The sequence below is a fragment of the Stenotrophomonas maltophilia genome, from assembly GCF_003970865.1.
GTDB lineage: Bacteria > Pseudomonadota > Gammaproteobacteria > Xanthomonadales > Xanthomonadaceae > Stenotrophomonas > Stenotrophomonas maltophilia_AR.
Genome location: NZ_RXLZ01000006.1, coordinates 1 through 17,700, shown reverse-complemented (window position 1 = coordinate 17,700; position 17,700 = coordinate 1). Strand labels below are relative to the sequence as shown.

The window sequence follows — 17,700 nt, the reverse complement described above, 5'->3', positions numbered from 1 at the left end:
GGTGTTCCGGTCAGTGGGAGCGCAGGGCGTCTTGCAGCCCTTCGATCGGGTGGAAGCGCAGCTGCAGTTCGGCGAGCAGCAGGGTGCGCATGTCATGGCGGAAGGCCGCGCGCCAACCGGGCTGGCCGTGCACGCGTTCAAAACGGGCGCCGAGCACTGCCGGCGCCGTGGCCAGCAGGCTGTGCTCGCGCGGGGTGAGGGTCTGTTCCATCACCGCATCGACCTCGGCCAGCCGCGCCAGCTCGGGCGAAACCTGCACCAGCTGGTCGCGCAGGCGGCCGCGCAGGCGCCCAGTGGCGGTCTGGATGGCCTGCTGCAGCACCCGATAGCGCTGGCGCAGCGAGGCAAAGTTGGGTGCAGCGGCGGCTTCGGCCAGGTCCAGCAGGCGCTCGGCCTCGGCATCCTCACGGATCGAGGCCAGCAGGCTGGCGTGCGCCTGGGCGCAGTCGGCCAGCACATCCTGGACCGCTTCGGCGGCTTCACCGGGCTCGGGCAGGCGTCCGCCGAGCGCTCCGGACAGGGCCACGGCACGGCTCCAGTCCACCCACTGGCCGAGGCGATCGGTCAGGGCGGGACTGGTGGCCGGCATCGCGCCGTCGCTGAGACGGGCGAGCAGGCGGAGGAACTCCGGTCCACCCAGGACCGGCTGCGCTGCGTTCGCCATCAAGGGGTGAGGGGCCAAAAACCGTTGATTTTACAACCAGATGACCCGGCCTGGATGAAGGCCGGGCCGGGGGAGGGGACCCGCAGGCGCGACAAGGCTTAGAATGACCGGCTGCACCCATCCCGTTCGACCCTTGGAGTACCCAATGACTGTTGCGCAGTTCTACCCGATCGGCACCCCTGGACAGCCCTGGGGCGACGCGGAACGCGCACAGTGGCGGGCCCGCCAGCAGCGCCAGCGCAGCTATCACGACGACGTGGTGGCCGCCCTTGAGCGCCTGGACGACAGCTTCGACGTGATCCAGTACGGCCAGCTGGACTATGCGCCGGACCATTACCCGCTGTTCGCCGTGGTCAACCACGACTGGAACCCGGCCCTGCCGACCGCGCTGATCACCGGTGGCGTGCATGGCTACGAGACCAGCGGCGTGCATGGCGCCCTGCAGTTCCTGGAACAGCAGGCCGAGCGCTACCTGGGCCGGCTGAACCTGATCGTGGCGCCGTGCGTCAGCCCGTGGGGCTACGAGCGCATCCAGCGCTGGAACCCGGATGCCATCGACCCGAACCGCAGTTTCCGTGACGGCGGCCAGATCGAGGAAGCGGCCGCGCTGATGGCCTGGGTTGCCGAGCGCAAGCCGAAACTGCTGGTGCACCTGGACCTGCACGAGACCACAGACAGCGACCTGCAGGAGTTCGATCCGGCCCGCTGCGCCCGCGACGGCAAGCCGTTCGAGCGCGACACCATTCCGGATGGCTTCTACGTGATCGGCAACAGCGAAGATCCGCAGGCCGAATTCCAGAAGGCATTGATCACCGCCGTCGCCCCGGTCACCCATATCGCCCCGGCCGACGCCGAGGGCAACCTGGTCGGCCTGCCATTGCAGTCGCCGGGCGTGGTCTGGGGCGAGTCGCGTTCGATCGGCGCCTGCGCCGGCTTCACCGACGCACGCTTTGCCACCACCACCGAGGTCTACCCGGACAGCCCGCGCACCAACCCGCAGGAATGCAACGACGCCCAGGTGGCGGCGGTGTGTGCGGGTCTGGATTTCGCCCTGGCGGCGCAGTAACGCATCAACACGAGATAGCGCCGGGCCTTGCCCGGCGGGTCGGGCACGAGCTAGCCTAGCAGGATCACACCCCACACCGTGCCGACCATCAGCAGTGCGGTGGTCTGTGCGGCGCTGCCCATGTCCTTGGCGTTCTTGGATAGCGGGTGGTGGTCAAGCGAGATGCGGTCGACCACCGCTTCGATGGCCGAGTTGAGCAGCTCCACCAGCAGGCTGATGAAGCAGACCGCCAGCACCACAGCGCGTTCGATCGCACTGATGTCCAGCAGGAACGCGGTAGCGATCAGCAGCGCATGCAGCAGCAACAGCTGCCGGAAGGCCGCTTCGCCGCGGAACGTTGCGATGAAGCCATCGCGCGAATGGATCAGCGTATGGAAGATGCGGCGAAGGCCGGTCTTGCCGTGCGGGTACTTGCCGCTGTCCCTGGGGTGAGGTGGCTGCATGCCAGTCCTGCCATGAAATGACCTGACGAGAGCATGTGCACGCGGGCGTCGGGAAAGCGTCGGACGCCCGTTGGATTTTCCTTCAGCCGCCCTGGCGCTGCGCCTGGATGGTCTGGTCAAGGGTGTCCAGCTCATCCGTCGGCGAGGCCAGCCATGCCGGGTACGCCTCGGTCTCGACGAAATCGGAAGATCGCAGCACGTCATCGAACGCCGGATTGTCCTTCTCCGCATGGCGCAACAGGCCGCACATCAACCCGCAGATGCGGACGGCCGCCTGGAAGGCGCCCTGCAGCGATCCGGCTGGCTCGGTGACCGTGTTGAGGAAGGCCGCATAGGCCGGGCCATCGAAGACGAAGTCCTCGCGCTGCTGGAAGGCTTCGCCGCTGAGGTTGGTTTCGCCGGAGACGTGCCGGGAGAATCCCCAGGACCAGATGTCGAGAAAGCGCAGGTCATCCAGCATCCGGCGCGCATCGTCATTCAGTGGAACGGTGCCGGACAGGGCGTACTCCAGCGTGGCTGCCGCGAAGGGCTCGGTGCCCTCGTGGGCCAGGAAATCGCTCAGGCAGCGCAGCGCACCGGGATGGTGCGGGTCCAGTTGCAGTGCCCGGTAGATCACCCGTGCGCCTTCCACGTGGCGGCCCTGGGCGATGAAGATGTTGAGGGCGTGGTGCGCGAGCTGGTCGGCGCTGAGGTCGGCAATGCGGGTCATCGGGTCTGGCTGGCGTGGACGAACGGTGTGCACCAGTCTGACAGATCGCTCATTCGGCTGGGCTGCGTGAATCGCGGACCGAGTAGATCACCGAGAAGATCTTCCAGCCCTGTTCGGTCCGGATCAGCTGCCACATCTCCTTGCCCCAGTTGGTCTTCACCCCATCGTCGTGGAAGCTGTAGTCGAACGACACCGAGGCCACATCGCCATCTGTCTCGATCTTAGTGTTGGAGAATTTCTCCTCCTTTGGCTTCGGCGAAGCCACCGCCCCGTCGATCAGCGCGATGAAGTTGTTGGCGGGAATCCGCCGTGCCTTGATCGCATCGGGCTTGGCCTTGCGGATGTCCTGCAGGCGCACGTCCTCGGATACGAACTGCCAGCCGATGTCTTCCGGTTTGTCCGAGAAGAACAGGCCCATGTAGGTTGGCTTGTCCTTGTTGATCAGCGAGGCGCGGAACGATTCGACCACCTGTTCGATGGCCTTGACGTCGGAGGATGATTCCCTCTGGCCTGCCTGCGCCGGCGGGCCTGCGAGAAGGCAAGCGACGAGCAGTGCGCCCGGGAACCCAGTGATTGTCATCATTCATGTCGGCCGCAGTGAGGGAAGCACGCCCGGGCCCACGGTGGCGGAGCTCCGGCGCGTTCCGCATTCAACGCTGCAGCGCGCCGATTATCAAGCCGGTGGCGATCTGAACGCGCAGCCACTCAGTGTCGGACTGCCAGAACTCTCGCTGCTGCGGCCCAGCACGCAACACCGTGAGCTGCGAACAGGGCAGTCCATGCGAGCGAACACGGATGTGGGTGCCGCTTTCGCGGGCAGATCGCGCAGGGCGATCGATGTTGCGAAAACGGACTCAGCGCGGCACACCCTCGGCCGGACTGCTCGCGGTCCAGCCACCCCCCAGGGACAGGAACAGATCCATCTGGCGATCAATGCGCTGCGCGCGCGAGGCGGCCAACGCGGACTCGGCATCTGCCAGCGCGGCCTGCGCCGAAAGCACGTCGAGAAAATCGATCCTGCCGAAACGGTAGAGCTGCTGTGCCTGCCCAGCGGCCCGCGCTGCGTCCCCACGCGCCTGCGCCAGGCTGCGCTCGCGTTCAAGCTCCTGCGTGCAGGCAGAAAGCGCGGTCTCGGTCTGGCGCAGTGCCTGCAGCACGATGCCGTCAAAGGAAGCGAGAGCAGTATCTGTATTGGCACCCGCCGCTGCGATGCGGGCCTTGGCCGCGCGGCGGTTGGGCCAGTGCCATGACAGCACGGGGCCGATACTCGCACCGAAGCTGTCGGCTGACAGCAGATGCGCCGGTGTGCCAGCCACGCCCGAAGAGGCACCCAGAGTGATCTGCGGATAGAGTCCCGCCGTCTCGACACCGATCATTGCAGTCGCGGCGGCCAGGCTGCGTTCGGCTGCGCGTACGTCAGGGCGCCGCTGGAGCAGCTGCCAGCCGTCACCGACCGGCAATGCTTGCTCCAGCTCAGGGGGCTGTGGGCACCCTTCTGCTTCCCTGGGATAGTCTGCCGGGACTTTGCCCATCAGTGCGGCCAGTTCGAACAGTGAGGCCTGCCGTTCCGCCAGCAGGTGCGGTATCGCCGCCGCGCTGCGATTGACGGCTGCACCGGCACGGCTGACATCGAAGTCCGTTCCGCGCCCGCCCGCAGCCAGGCGTCGGGTTGCCTCCAGCGTGGCGCGCTGTATCGCCAGCACCTGCCGGGTTGCGGCGAGCGTGTGATTGCTGGTGCACACCTGCAGATAGGCACGGGTGACGGCAGCAGCGACGACCACGCGGACCTGGTCCCGTGCCGCAGCAACCGCCTCCGCGTTCGCGTTGGCGGCTTCGATGCCGCGGCGGATGCCGCCTGCGAGGTCCAGCGGATAGGCGAGGTGAAGACCCAGCGCATAGGACTGCGGCGCGGCCGACGCGTGGGTGTAACCACCGGCATGGGCGAGCGTGCCCGATGCATCCACGTCGGCCTGCACGGCACCGCGTGCGCGATACTCCAGCACGGTTGCGCTGGCGCGCCGAAGGTTGGCATCGGCGGCGCGCAGGTCGGTATTGGCCGCCAGTGCTTCGCGTACGTAGGCGTCAAGCTGGGGGTCGCCATACAGTTGCCACCATCGATCCGGTGGCGCGTCGTGGCTGAACGATGCCTCCTGGCCCGAGACGAACGCCTGCGCCGCCCGGGGGGAGGCTGCGACGGCATTCGCAGGCAGGTGATAGTCGGGGCCGGACACGCAGGCCGTCATGGGCAGCAGCAGGGCAAGCAGCCCACCTCGCACTGTTCGCAAGCTCACTCGCAGGCTCCCTGTGCCGAGGGCGTGATGGTCACATTTGCAGTGCGACCCACGATCAGACGCGTATCCGGTGGAGCATCATCGATACGGATGCGTACCGGGATGCGCTGTGCCAGCCTCACCCAGGTATAGGTCGGCGCCACGGCGGGCAGCAGGTTGTGTGTGCTTGAGCGCTGATCGTCGGCAATGCCGGCGGCGATGGTGTCCACGTGTCCGCGGACGTCGTGGTCGTCGCCCATCAGCCGGGCCACGGCGGCATCGCCCTCGGTGATGCAGGCCAGTTTGGTTTCCTCGAAGTAGCCCTCGATACGCAGGCTGCGGGTGTCGATCAGCGCCAGCGCCTGCGCACCGGGTTGCAGGTAGTCGCCCGCGTGCAGGTCCAGGTTGGTGATGATGCCATCGGTGGTCGCGCGTACCTCGGTGCGTTGCACGTTGAGCTGGGCAACGCGCTGTTCGGCCCGTGCCTGCGCCAGCGCGGCCAGCTCGGTATCGACCTTGGCGGCATTGCGTTCGCGTGTTTCCGAGGCGACCAGGTTGCCAAGTGCGTTGTCCCGCGTCGATTCGCGGCGGGCCAGCGCCAGCGTCGCGCGTGCGCTGCTGACCGCTGCGTCGGCCTTCTCAAGCGCGGCAGCGAAGCGCGGTTGATCCAGCACCAGCAGCAGTTGTCCGGCGCTGACCCGCTGGTTGTCGTGCACCAGCACCTGGGTGACCAGTCCCCCCATGTCCGACGCAACGCGCACCACATCGGCGCGCACCCGCCCATCCCGCGTCCACGGGCGCATTTCGTAACGATTCCAGAGGGAGAGCGCGGCAATGGCGGCGAGCGCACACACGGCCAGCGTTGCGCTCCAGCGTCCGGTGACAGCAAGCAGGTGTTTCATTTCATTTCTCGAGCAGGGGCGAGAGCCGGATCATCAGCTCCGCCAGGATCACGAACAGGGACAGGCCCACCAAGGGCCGCGCGGCGAACAACCGGTACAGGCCGAGGCTGGCGAGCAGACGTGAGGTCAGCATCGACAGCAACAGCGCGGCGGCGGCCACGGCGAGCAGGCCGGGGATCAGCACGCCATCGATGGAAAGGTCAGAAAGCATGAGGTCAGTGCCGATGGGTAAGCGGGGATGCCAGCAGGTCGCGGCGCAACCCGCAGAGCAGGTGCGACAGATGCCCCTGATCAGCCCCGCTGCTGGCCGCCGCTGCCTCGCGCATGCGGTCCAGCAGTTCCAGAAGATGGGTGTCGACACTGCGTGCCGAGTGGGCGCGAACCCTGAAATGTGCAGCGATGCGTTCGATCAGCACCGCATGAAGCGCCCGGACCTGCGGGTTGTGCAGCCGCTTTTCCAGCGCACGGAGTTGGCTGGATGCACGTGCCGCACGAACGTCCGCAAACAATGCCCGCAGGTCGTGTGCCGCACTGGAACGGCCCTGCAACCTGGGAGCGAGCAGCCCGATTCGATCCAGCATGCGGCTGAGCCAGGCGCGGGTCACATCACCTTGGCCGGCGGCATGTCGTGCGATGTCCCGACGGATCGAACGCTCCAACCGTGCGCGGTTGCGGCCCGCATCGGCGGTCTGGAACAACTGCATGCTGCACAGTGCCATTGTCGTACCGACGAACAACGCAATGCTGTTGTTGAGTGCGCCGACGATGTTGACCGTATTGGTCGCACCCAGGCCTGCGATGAGCGGGAAGGTCAGTACCACGCCCAGGGCGGCCATGATGAAGGGCGGCCGGGCCAGGAACGATCCGCACAGCAGCAGCACCGGCGCGAGCGCGGCAATCAGGCCGACGAAATCGGACAGCGCCGGGAAGATCAGCAGACCGTAGACCAGGCCGACGGCAACGCCGATGCACGATCCCACCAGATAGCGCGTGACGTGTGGTGCCGGTGCTTCGAGGGTGCCGAACAGGACGCATGCAGTGCCGATGATGGACACCGCCGTGGCGCCGTCCGACCAGCCCGTAATGATCCACAGCACGCAGCTCAGCAGGATGCCTACGAACGCCCCCAGTGCGCTGCGCGCGGCGTTCCTGTGATCCCGGTGAATCACTGCGCCCTGCACATTCCGCGCAAGACGGTCAGGCACATGCAGGCGCCAATCGGGGCGGGCAGTGTGCAGTTGTGCCTGCAGCACGCGGCAGTCGGCGTGGGCGAGGTCGAGTTCGGCCCGTTGCGCGGCGAGGCTGGCCTGCAGCAGATCGCGCCAGCCGCTTGCATCCATTGTGCCGGCCTGCGGTGAACGCAGCCGGGCGATGGAATCTTCCACCGCGCTGGACAGCATCAGTACGTCCAGCATCCGGTCATGCAGGGCACGCAGGATCTGCACCTGGGCCACGCCGTGGGCGCTGTCGAAGGGCAGGTGGATCGACAGCACATGCAGTTCGAGCAGGTCGGCTGCTACTTTTGAGCGGTCCGTCGCCAGCACCGTGTCCGATGCACTGGCGCGCATGTCGCGTGTCCATCGTTCCGCATCTTCCAGCACGGCAGCAACTCGTGCGTGCACGCGCATCGAGACCCGGCGCGGCAGCACCAGCCCATGTACCAGCGTTGCGGCCAGGATGCCGATGGCGATTTCCTGCACGCGCGTGATGGCGATGGTGAACACCTCTCCCGGCACCATCACCGCAGGAAACCCGATCAGGCTGGTGGTATAGCCGGCCAGCAGGAACGCGTACGCACGTGGCGTGCGGTCGAGCATCGCCAGGTACAGGCACAGCGCCATCCACGTGGCGAGCGCGGCGCTCAGCACCAGCGGCGCATTGGCGAAGCGTGGCACCAGCGCAACGGTGGCGATGGCCCCGCCCACGGTACCGAGCAGGCGGAACAGGCCGCGGCTCAGTGTTGCCCCGGAAAGGGGCTGCGACACCAGATAGACCGTGCCGATCACCCAGAACGGGCGATTCAGGCCGATCCTTAGAGAGACATACAGCCCCAGCGACGCGGCGAGCAGGCATTTGAGCGAGAACAGCACCGCCTCCTGGTCGGTCCTGGGGGCGGGGCTTTTCAACCGGGCAAATGCTTGGAATACGTGGGGACGGAAAGACGTGGGGAAGTGCATGCGGGCCATGCTAGTGATCGGCCGCAACGGCGAATTTCGCTACAATGACAACCAATCGCTAAAACCGGTCAATGTGAGAATGGCTCGCATTTCGCTCCCCGGCTTTGACCTGGACCCGGACGAGACCGATCGCCCGGCGGTTGCCAGCCGCCTGCAGGTGGCCGAGCATGACGCGGAAATTCCCGTGCATGAGCACCGCAAGGGTCAGCTCATTCTTGCGCTGCATGGAGCGGTGACCTGCGAAGTGGCCAATGCGTTGTGGATCGTGCCGCCGCAGTGTGGCGTCTGGATTCCGGGTGGCATGCCGCACAGCAACCGCGCCACGGCCAACGCCCGCCTGTGCTATCTGTTCGTCGAACCCGGCATCGTCGATCTGCCCATGCAGTGCGTGACGCTGGCGATCTCCCCGATGCTGCGCGAGATGATCCTGCACCTGGCCGATGTGCCGCTGGACTACCCGCATGGCAGTCACACCGACCGGCTGGCGCGGGTGCTGCTGGACGAACTGGTGCAGATGCCGGCCGAGCATCTGTCGTTGCCGGTCAGCGATCACCCGAAGGTGCGTGCATTGGCTGCGGCATTGTCGGCTGATCCGGCAGACCGCAGCACCATCCGCCAGTGGGCCATGCGCCTGGCCCTGGGCGAGCGCACGTTGACCCGGCTGATTGAGCGAGAAACGGGTTTGTCCTTCGGGCGCTGGCGACAGCAGTTGCATCTGCTCATCGCCATTCGTGAACTCGCCGGTGGTGCACCAGTACAACGCGTTTCCGAGACGCTGGGCTATGAGTCGGTGACGGCCTTCATCACGATGTTCAAGAAGGCGCTTGGCCTTTCCCCGACGCGGTATTTTGCGGTGCGCCTGCGTGGGCAGTAGCAGGGAACAATCCGGAAAGCCGTTGCCTGGAACGGCTACTTCAAGGTACCGGAGACTGATTGAATCGCGGCCACCACCGCAGCAGGATCCTCGCGCTGGAGGGTGTGCCCCGTCGACAGATAGCGATGCGTACCGCGGGTGAACCCCGAGAAGAGCAGGGCGTGCTGTGCCTTCCAGAGTGCCTTGCCCACTGCGGTTTCTTCGAAGAACAGCGGTTCGGCAGCGAGCTGGGTTGCAGTCAGCAGCGCCACGGGCACGTCCGGCATCGTGCGCGGGGTCTCCGCACCGGGTGCATCCAGTTGTTCGGTCAGCACGGCGTAGTCGGCAGCCATGGCCGGCGGCAGCATTGCCCGCAGCTGGGCATCGTCCGCTTGCAGGCGGGCACTGTCGGCCTGCTTGAACGCATGGCGCTGCCCCATCGTGGCCGGGTCCACCAGCACCAGGCCCTGCAGGCGCTCCGGATGGCGGCGTGCGAACTCCGTGGCCAGCAGACCGCCATAGGAATGACCCACCAGCACAACGCGGCGACCGGGTGCGAGCGTATCGATCACGGCCGTGAGGTCGGCCAGATGCCCATCGATGCGCTTGGGGTGACCGTCGCTACCGGATTTGCCGAGTCCTGCACGGGCGTAGGTGATGCTGTGATAGTCGCGTCCCAGACCCGCAACCACCTCCTTCCAGGCGCCCGCGCCCTGCCCGAAACCGGATTCAAAGACTACGGTGATCGGGCCGGCCCCGGTCTCTTCGGCCTGCAGTGCGTAGGCGCCGCGATCCACCTGGATTTCCCCTGCGTGGGCGGTGCCTGCAGCGACCATCATCGCGGCCAGCACCCACAACGTCACTCGGCTGCTCTTCATTGCCATTCCCCTGGGCCGTGACGCGTGCCAGCCCTTCCGATGGGTCAGGTCTGCAGCGGAGTGCCGCAGCCTGCCGACCTCGCGACAGGTCGTGCTGGTAATGTAGTGAGGTATAACACCGACTCCCTGTGCAGGAAGTCATGGGGAAAGGGCGCGGTCCGCTGAATCGTTACGGATGCTTGAATCTGTGATCGGTTCCGCGTCTCCACACTTGAATATGTAAGCGTCCTCAACGATAAAAGCGGCATGTGGCACTGCCGCATTCCGGACCAGGGACGATCCGAAGCATGGCGCGGGGAACACCTCCGCGTTCTCGTTCCCGCCGGCGCTGTGTTCGTCCAGGAAGGAGAACAGGGATGTTGGAACGACTGAAGACCCTCTCGCGTGCCGCGCTGGCGATTGTTGCCCTCGGCTGCTTCGCCCCTGCTATGGCACAGGCGCAGGAAAGCAAGATTACCTGGCGCATTTCGCAGCCCGGCGGCGATGCGACTCAGTACAAGACCCAACAGGCGGCGGTGGCTGCCATCAAGAACCTGCCCGCACCCAGCCCGTTCCCACCAGATTTCCAGTTCGGCTGGCAGTACGTCGACAAGATCAAGTCGAAAGTCGTGGACTTGAACGGCAATACGTCGATCACCTACTGGATGGGTAAGTCTCAACCCGCAGACCCCGAGTGGACCTATTACGGCGCAGGCGATGGTGGCTTCTTGTCCGAAGAGGAAGTGCTGGAAGCGCTTATTGCAGACTTGCAAGACATCAATCCCCAGTGTCCAGGGGAAACCGCGGTGCCGGAAGGAGACTGGGTCGCCACTGCCCCTGAGATGGATGGAATTTCGGAGGTCAGGGAGTATCGGGTCACCTGGATGCTGGGCAGCAATTCGGCGGAGTCTCCGTGCGTGCCCTTCGACGCAGGAACGACAGGGCTTGTTCGCGCGCGACGCTTGAACTGCCCCATCCCGTTCACGCAGTGGTCCAACAAGCACAACGCCTGCGTCAGCGAAGAATTCGTTGCTACCATCACCTCGAAGTCGCAGAAGTGCGACAAGGACAGCGCCGGTACGAATTGTCCCTCGGAAGAGGACAGCGAGGCGACGAATAAGGCACCTTGCGACGGCAATGTCGGCAATCCGTGTGACGTCAAAACCGGCGAGAAGTACGAAATCGCGCAGGACTTTGATCTGGGCTGGATCGCACTGACGCGCTTCTATCACTCCGGCATCTCCACGTCATCCGGTGGCTTCGGCTATGGCTGGACCCATTCGCTGGGCGCCCACCTGGCACTGGATGGCGTTGACAGTGTGGGCATCATTGAAAGCACTGGTTTCCAGCGTGCATTCAAGAAGATCGGGCAAGCCTATGAGGCGGACGACGACAGTGGCGATCGTCTGGTCCAGAACGGCAACTGGACGCTGTATTCAGCGGGCTCCATCTCTACCTTCGGCGCGGACGGGCGTCTTGCCGCCAAGCGCTTCCCGGATGGCACGTCGCTGACCTACATCTATGACGACAGCGACCGCCTTGCAGCCGTCACCCACAGCAGTGGCCGCACGCTCGAGTTCGTTTACCAGTCCAACGACTATGAGGCGTTGATCAGTTCGGTGCTGGTCGAAGGCGTTGCGCTCGCCACCTATACCTACACGCCGCAGAACCAGGTCGCCACGGTGACCTATGCGGGTGGTGGTGTGCGGACGTATCACTACGAGAACCAGGACTTCCCCCAGCACTTGACCGGTATCACCGCCGAGGACGGTCGCCGCTACAGCACCTTCACCTACGATTCCATCGGTCGTGTGATCTCCAGTCAGCATGCCGGCGGTGCCGATGGTGTGACACTGGCCTACAGCCCCAACGGCGGTGCAGTCGTGACCGACGCGCTGGGGCGGCAGACCGACTACACCCTGACACCCGGAGGCGATAGCGCTCCGTCGCGCAAGGTGACCGGCCTGACGGATTCGCAGGGAACGGTCAGCCGAACCTACTACGACCAGAGTGTCGACTTCCGCCGGCGTCTGGATACCTACACCGATCGCCGCGGCATCCAGACCAAGCACACCTATGCGCAGGGCACCGATCCGGTAAGCGGTCGTGCCGTCAGCATCCATACCGTGACCGAAGCGGTCGGCTTGCCCGAGCAGCGTATGGTGACCACGGCGCGCGACGTCGAAACCAATGCGGTACTGACCACCCGGATCGGTAGCCGCGAAACCCGCACGGCCTTCAATTCCCGACGCCAGCCGACGGCCAACACGGTGACCGACACCGCTTCCGGTCAGACGCGCATCACCAGCTACACGTACTGCGAAGCCGCTGATGTGGCAGCGGCAGGCAGCTGCCCGGTGGAGGGGCTGCTGAAGAGTGTGGATGGCCCGCGCACGGATGTGGCCGATGCCGTTACCTATGCCTATTACTCGGCGGATGATGCAGGGTGCGCGACCGGAGGTGCCTGCAGCTATCGCAAGGGCGACCTGCGCAGCGTGACCAATGCGCTGGGCCAGACGGCCGAGACTCTGGCTTACGACGCGTTCGGGCGGCCGTTGTCGGTCAAGGATACCAACGGCGTTGTGACCGACTACACCTACCATGCCCGCGGCTGGCCGACCTCGGTCACCGTGCGCGGTGCCGCCACAGCCGAGGACCGGGTGACCCAGATCAGCTACTGGCCGACCGGCCAGGCGCAACAGGTCACCGAGCCTGACGGCAGCAGCGTTACCTATGTCTACGACGCCGCCCAGCGGCTGACGGATATCGCCGACAACGCCGGCAACACCATATACTACACGCTGGACAACGCCGGCAACCGCCTCAAGGAAGACACGCTGGATACTGGCGGCACCCTGCGTCGCACCCTGGCACGGACGTTCAACACGCTCGGCCAGCTGACCGCACTGAAGGACGCGAGCAATCACGCCACCGGCTTTGCCTACGATGCCAACGGCAACCCGCAGACCGTGACCGACGCCCTGCAGCGCGTGACCAGCCAGCAGTACGATCCGCTCAACCGACTGGCGCAGACCCTGCAGGATGTCGGCGGCGTGGCGGCGGAGATCCGCAGCCAGTACAACGCGCTGGACCAGGTCACCCAGGTCACCGACCCGAAAGGCCTGCATACGACCTATGCCTACAACGGGTTCGGTGACCTGACCGGGCAGGTCAGCCCGGACAGTGGCGCCAGCAGCTTCACCGTGGATGCTGCCGGCAACCGCAAGACGGCCACCGATGCACGCGGCGTCACCACCACCTATCACTACGATGCGCTCAATCGCCTGATCGGCATTGCCTATCCAGACCCCAATCTGGACGTGGGCTACAGCTATGACGTGACACCGACTGCCTGCGCCGCCGACGAGCGCTTTGCCAAGGGGCGCGTGGGCCAGGTGCTGCATGCCAATGGCAGCACCCAGTACTGCCATGATCGCTTCGGCCAGGTCACCCGCAAGGTGCAGACCGTCAACGGCGTCGCCAGCACGCTGCGCTACGCTTACAGCAAGTCGGGTCGCCTGACCGCGCTGACCTACCCCGATGGCAGCGTGGCCGACTACGTGCGTGATATCCAGGGCCGCATCAGCCAGATCGGCCTGACCCGGCCCGGCCAGGCGCGCCAGATCGTGGTGAACAACGTGACCTATGCAGCCTTCGGGCCGGCGACTGGCTGGACCTACGGCAATGGCCGCCAGCTGCAGCGTCCGTTGGACCTGGACTATCGACCGCAAGCGGTGCACGACCCGGCCGCGGGCGGCCTGTCGCTGGGCTACGGCTATGACCCGGTCGGTTCGATCACCGAGCTGAAGAACGGCACAGGCTCAACGGTACTCGCCAAGTACGCCTACGACGCGCTAGGCCGACTGACCCAGACCCAGGACGGCGCTACCGGCACGCCGATTGAGACCTACGCGTATGACGCCACCGGCAATCGGACCGCACTGACCACCTCGGCAGGCACCGCCAGCTACACCTATCCCGCAACCAGCCATCGCCTGACTGCGGTGGATGGCGAAGCGCGCAACCATGACGCTGTGGGCAACACCACCATCATTGGCAGCAAGACGTTCACCTACAACGATGCCAACCGCATGAACGTGGTGAAGCAGGGTAACGCCACACTGGAGAGCTACGCGTACAACCATCGTGGTGAGCGCGTGCTGCGCAAGCCGGCCGGTGGTGCAGCGCAGATTACGCTCTATGGCGAGGCAGGGAAGTGGCTGGGCAATTATTCGGCGACGGGCGAGGCTCAGCAGCAGGCGATCTGGCTGGACAACTACCCGGTGGCACTCATCAATGTGCCAAGCACAGGTGTGCCGGAGCTGGCCTATGTCCAGCCGGACCATCTGGGTACACCGCGCGTGGTGATCGACCCGACGCGGAATGCTGCGATCTGGGAGTGGAGCAACAAGAGCGAGGTGTTCGGCAACCAGATTCCGAGTGCGGATCCAGATGGTGATGGCCTGTCCTTTCTATTGGCCCTCCGTTTCCCGGGGCAGCAGGCGACCGATGCGAGCGGCTTCTTCTACAACTCGCAGCGAGAGTATGACCCTGAGGTCGGGCGGTATTCTCAGGGCGATCCGTTGGGATTGAATGGTGGCATTTTGTTGTATCTCTATGCGAGTGCGAGGCCGGTCGCTTCGATGGATCCATTTGGGTTGCTGGATTGGGAGTTGAATCCGGTTGCATGGAAGAGGGGAACTCGAAATGGCGACATGACTGCGACGTACCCGGGCGCACCGACATCTGAATTCAGGGCCAATACGCTTGCTCGGACGACCATGGAATGGACTATCAGCCCTAAGTGCAATTGCGATGCTGCGGGCCACTATCTTGAAGAATATGCCGTTGGCCTCACCCCCACTGTGCTGATGCGCGACCGATATGATTCTCCTGCCATCAGGCGTTCGACGATGCGTGACGAAATGGATCATGTCGGAGACCTGCAGGGCTGGGCCGAAAATGCAAGAGCGGCCGCAGAGCGATTCGAAGCTAGTATTGGCGCAAACCGGTATCAGAGCGCGCAGGAATGTGAGGTGCAAAGTGCTGCCGCAATGCAGAGCCATTTGTCGGAGAGCATTCTTCCTGCGGTGATCAGGTCAAGGCAACAGTGGGATGATAGTGGCAAGCATCGATTGATAATCAGGGGGCGGTGAATTGAAGAATGTCGCGCTTTTCCTAGCGATCGCACTGAGTAGTGCGGCATGTTCCACACTTGATGGTCACAAGGTCTGCAGTGAGGCCCAGATAAGGTATGTCGAATCGGCTTCAGTTGCCGAATCCTGGGTTGGTAGATTCGAGGTGACGCATATGTCTGGTCCCGCAATCCGGATTGCGCTCGACGGTCCCGACGGTCATGTCGCTGCCCGGAGCGCGGTCACCGAGCAGAGACCGAAGGGAAGCCCAAGTTGGAAGATTTTCAACCCGATCCTTGAGGAGGTTGCTGGCCCCACCCGGAGTCTGCGTGTCAGTCGCGGCAAGCCGCAGGTAGTATTGTTTGATGCAAACGGTCTCTTCGTTCCCGGGCAGGCAGATGAACATAAGGAATACTCAGTAGTGTTTCGCGACATCAATGGGTGTGACTACAGGTCTGAGCCTTTCACCCCTTGATGCCGACTGCCGGGGCGAGGCTTGGGCTGTTTGTGGCGGGTCAGGAATCCGTAGCGGGCTGGCCATGCGCGGCGAGACTGAGGCGCATGGACGTGGCGGTTTCCGCGAGGCCGCGCCCGTTGCTACCGATTCTGTCGTTCCTTGCTACGGATGGAGTGTGAAATCCTAAAAAAGGGGCGGCGGCGTTCTTTGCCAAAGAGTCCACGTGAGGTACGCCTTCGTCGCCAGTCAGAGGACTCTCTATCCCACCATGCTGCTCTGCCGAGTGCTGGCTGTTTCCGTGTCGGGGTTTGATGACTACTTAGGCCGACAGTCTGCCGGAACGAGCGATTCTCTGATGCCGACCGTCGTGCCGAGATCCTGGCCGTTCCACAAGGCCCGCAGGAGCACTTATGCCCGCCATAGCAAATGGCGGCGGTGTCACGTTTCGGTCGTCCAGCTGTATACGTCTGAGAGGTTCCCGTAGATGAATGAGGATTTCAACGCGTTCGAATGGTGTGACGCCACGTTGCTGGCTATCAACATCGATAGAAGCAATCCAGGCGTATGCGATGAGGTAAAGGTCCACGTGCGCTGGCCGGACGGCCGGCAGGCAACCGTTTGCTTCTCGGAAGCCTACGGGTGCTCGGCGCTCATGAACTTCGGCGTACTGGGTGACGAGGGAATTGAGTTCGCCAGGGTCGACGATGACGAGCCGGGACTCGCTGATCTTCTTGATCGTTGGAAGGCCGTCGGCTATCCGCTGTCCGGCCTGAAGTGTTTCCGTATCGAGACCAGCTCAACCGGAAGCGTCATTCTGATCTACGCCAGGACATGGCGGATCGAGAATCAGCCGATGGCGGATGCAGTGCCCTGAAGGACATTCCGTGCCCAGATTCCTCACCCCCGACGAGGTCTCCCTCATCCATAGGCTGCTGCCGGAGACGACCGAGCTGTCCGAACGGTTGTTGAAGGATCTGGCGCTCGCCCAGGTGGAGGACGTGGAGGTCGTCGGATTCGGAGGCGTGGTGTTCCTGTCCAGCAGGACCCAGGTCTTCGGAAGCGACATTGCCACTGCAATGCTTGCCGATGCCGACGGCGTGCCGGTGAGAGTCACCCTGTGCCTGGACAATCACGATCAGCTCTTCGAGCTGGAGCTGTGCAAAGTGGACTTCTCACCGATTATCGGGCTCGATCTGAGGAGCGCTTTCAGCGAGCACTGACACCTGCTGAAAGCGGTCCTCGCCGAAGGGCGTGGCGCATCGCGTTCACCCTTCGGGCTGCAACCGCCCCACCGCCTGCGCGCACAACGACTGGCAGGCCATGACCAACCCCTCCATCACCCGGTCGCCCACGTACTCTTCCGGTTCGCCGTTCTGCCGGGTGCGTTCCGCCGCCAGCAATATTTCCAGCACCACCCGCAACCCGCTCAACGCGCAATCTGCATCGGCCAGGGCCAGGCAGCGCCCGGGCAGCTGGTGACGCTCCGGCCAGGGTTGTCCGTCGGCCGCCGCACCGGAGCCGATACGGTTGAGGTTGGCAATGAAGGTGTTCCTGTCCACAGCAGGCGCAGCCTGTGGCGAACCGTCGTCGCGGGCGGTACTGCGGTAGGCGTGCAAATGCGGAAAGTCCGATTCGTTCATGGCAAGGCTCCGTGCAGGGCAATCGGTAGCCGCCACCCATAAAAGTGGCGGACGGCGCGTGGTTCGAACACCGGGTTGATGTCAGTCCGGCGGGCCCGAAGGCCCCCACGCACCGCCCGCCATAGCCGGCAGACGGATTGCCAGCCGGCGCCACGCATGGTGACGCCGGCTGGCAAGCGCACTTACTCAAAGCCAACACGGGATTCGAAGCCCGGCCACCCTTTTCCGGTGGCACGCCATCTGAGTCCCTGGCGCTGTGCAATGCCAATCAGAAGAGTTGCAAACATCACTCGATTGGAGACGCTTTCGGCATTCTCCCACGCTGTTAAGCACCGGCAGTGCTGGCTGGCGCGGTGATCCGCCCTCACCGTGCAATCTGCGACAGATGTCGAGGTTGGGAAGCGGGAGGGAGCGGGTGCTGTCCCTTATCCACATCTGACGCTGCCGCCGAGCTTCCCGGTGTGTGATTACGTAGGTCGCGACGCGTTACAAATAGACAACAAAAGTACGATATCAGTAAGAAAAAG

15 protein-coding genes are annotated in these 17,700 nt (G+C 64.4%); 5 read left to right on the top strand and 10 right to left on the bottom strand.

The features are described 5' to 3' along the window. Positions 1–10: 10 nt before the first annotated feature. Complete coding sequence (locus EKL94_RS03160; RefSeq protein ID WP_126927948.1) at positions 11–664, bottom strand: DUF3348 family protein; 654 nt, start codon at positions 662–664, stop codon at positions 11–13. Positions 665–809: 145 nt separating this feature from the next. Between EKL94_RS03160 and EKL94_RS03155 the strand changes: the two genes are divergently transcribed. After that, on the top strand, positions 810–1,730 hold the full coding sequence (locus EKL94_RS03155) for a M14 family metallopeptidase (RefSeq protein ID WP_126927947.1): 921 nt from the start codon (positions 810–812) through the stop codon (positions 1,728–1,730). A 50-nt stretch (positions 1,731–1,780) separates the two neighbouring features. On the opposite strand, the gene EKL94_RS03150 is transcribed toward EKL94_RS03155, so the two are convergent. The 7 genes from EKL94_RS03150 to EKL94_RS03120 form a co-directional block, all read right to left on the bottom strand. Next, positions 1,781–2,173 carry a diacylglycerol kinase gene (locus EKL94_RS03150; RefSeq protein ID WP_126927946.1) on the bottom strand — a complete coding sequence of 131 codons (393 nt, stop codon included), beginning with the start codon at positions 2,171–2,173 and terminating at the stop codon, positions 1,781–1,783. Between the two features lie 82 nt (positions 2,174–2,255). Next, a complete protein-coding gene (locus tag EKL94_RS03145) occupies positions 2,256–2,882 on the bottom strand; it encodes a hypothetical protein (RefSeq protein WP_126927945.1) in 627 nt (208 codons plus the stop codon). 49 nt (positions 2,883–2,931) lie between these two features. Beyond that, on the bottom strand, positions 2,932–3,462 hold the full coding sequence (locus tag EKL94_RS03140) for a nuclear transport factor 2 family protein (RefSeq protein WP_440086137.1): 531 nt from the start codon (positions 3,460–3,462) through the stop codon (positions 2,932–2,934). 274 nt (positions 3,463–3,736) lie between these two features. After that, positions 3,737–5,173, bottom strand: a complete 1,437-nt coding sequence (locus tag EKL94_RS03135) for an efflux transporter outer membrane subunit (protein WP_126927943.1) — start codon at positions 5,171–5,173, stop codon at positions 3,737–3,739. Beyond that, complete coding sequence (locus EKL94_RS03130) at positions 5,170–6,054, bottom strand: HlyD family secretion protein (RefSeq protein ID WP_126927942.1); 885 nt, start codon at positions 6,052–6,054, stop codon at positions 5,170–5,172. The genes EKL94_RS03135 and EKL94_RS03130 overlap by 4 nt, the downstream gene beginning before the upstream one ends. A gap of 1 nt (position 6,055) precedes the next feature. Continuing rightward, positions 6,056–6,265 carry a DUF1656 domain-containing protein gene (locus tag EKL94_RS03125; RefSeq protein WP_126927941.1) on the bottom strand — a complete coding sequence of 70 codons (210 nt, stop codon included), beginning with the start codon at positions 6,263–6,265 and terminating at the stop codon, positions 6,056–6,058. A 4-nt stretch (positions 6,266–6,269) separates the two neighbouring features. Next, entirely contained in the window at positions 6,270–8,144 is a 1,875-nt protein-coding gene (locus EKL94_RS03120) for an FUSC family protein (RefSeq protein WP_126928005.1), read from the bottom strand. A gap of 166 nt (positions 8,145–8,310) precedes the next feature. On the opposite strand from EKL94_RS03120, the gene EKL94_RS03115 reads away from it, so the two are divergent. Then, on the top strand, positions 8,311–9,105 hold the full coding sequence (locus EKL94_RS03115) for an AraC family transcriptional regulator (RefSeq protein ID WP_126928006.1): 795 nt from the start codon (positions 8,311–8,313) through the stop codon (positions 9,103–9,105). Positions 9,106–9,140: 35 nt separating this feature from the next. On the opposite strand, the gene EKL94_RS03110 is transcribed toward EKL94_RS03115, so the two are convergent. After that, positions 9,141–9,962 (bottom strand): alpha/beta fold hydrolase, encoded by an 822-nt coding sequence (locus EKL94_RS03110; protein WP_126927940.1) that lies wholly within the window; start codon positions 9,960–9,962, stop codon positions 9,141–9,143. Positions 9,963–10,318: 356 nt separating this feature from the next. Here EKL94_RS03110 and EKL94_RS03105 point away from each other — a divergent pair, with 356 nt between their 5' ends. From EKL94_RS03105 to EKL94_RS03095, 3 genes are all read left to right on the top strand, one after another. Next, positions 10,319–15,097 carry an RHS repeat-associated core domain-containing protein gene (locus EKL94_RS03105; RefSeq protein ID WP_260473367.1) on the top strand — a complete coding sequence of 1,593 codons (4,779 nt, stop codon included), beginning with the start codon at positions 10,319–10,321 and terminating at the stop codon, positions 15,095–15,097. Positions 15,098–16,017: 920 nt separating this feature from the next. Beyond that, positions 16,018–16,407: a hypothetical protein gene (locus EKL94_RS03100; RefSeq protein WP_126927939.1), complete on the top strand. Its 390-nt coding sequence runs from the start codon at positions 16,018–16,020 to the stop codon at positions 16,405–16,407. Between the two features lie 10 nt (positions 16,408–16,417). After that, positions 16,418–16,753 carry a DUF6984 family protein gene (locus EKL94_RS03095; RefSeq protein ID WP_126927938.1) on the top strand — a complete coding sequence of 112 codons (336 nt, stop codon included), beginning with the start codon at positions 16,418–16,420 and terminating at the stop codon, positions 16,751–16,753. Positions 16,754–16,798: 45 nt separating this feature from the next. Here the strand turns inward: EKL94_RS03095 and EKL94_RS03090 are convergent, their stop codons facing one another. Next, positions 16,799–17,173: a hypothetical protein gene (locus EKL94_RS03090; RefSeq protein WP_126927937.1), complete on the bottom strand. Its 375-nt coding sequence runs from the start codon at positions 17,171–17,173 to the stop codon at positions 16,799–16,801. Positions 17,174–17,700 lie beyond the last annotated feature (527 nt).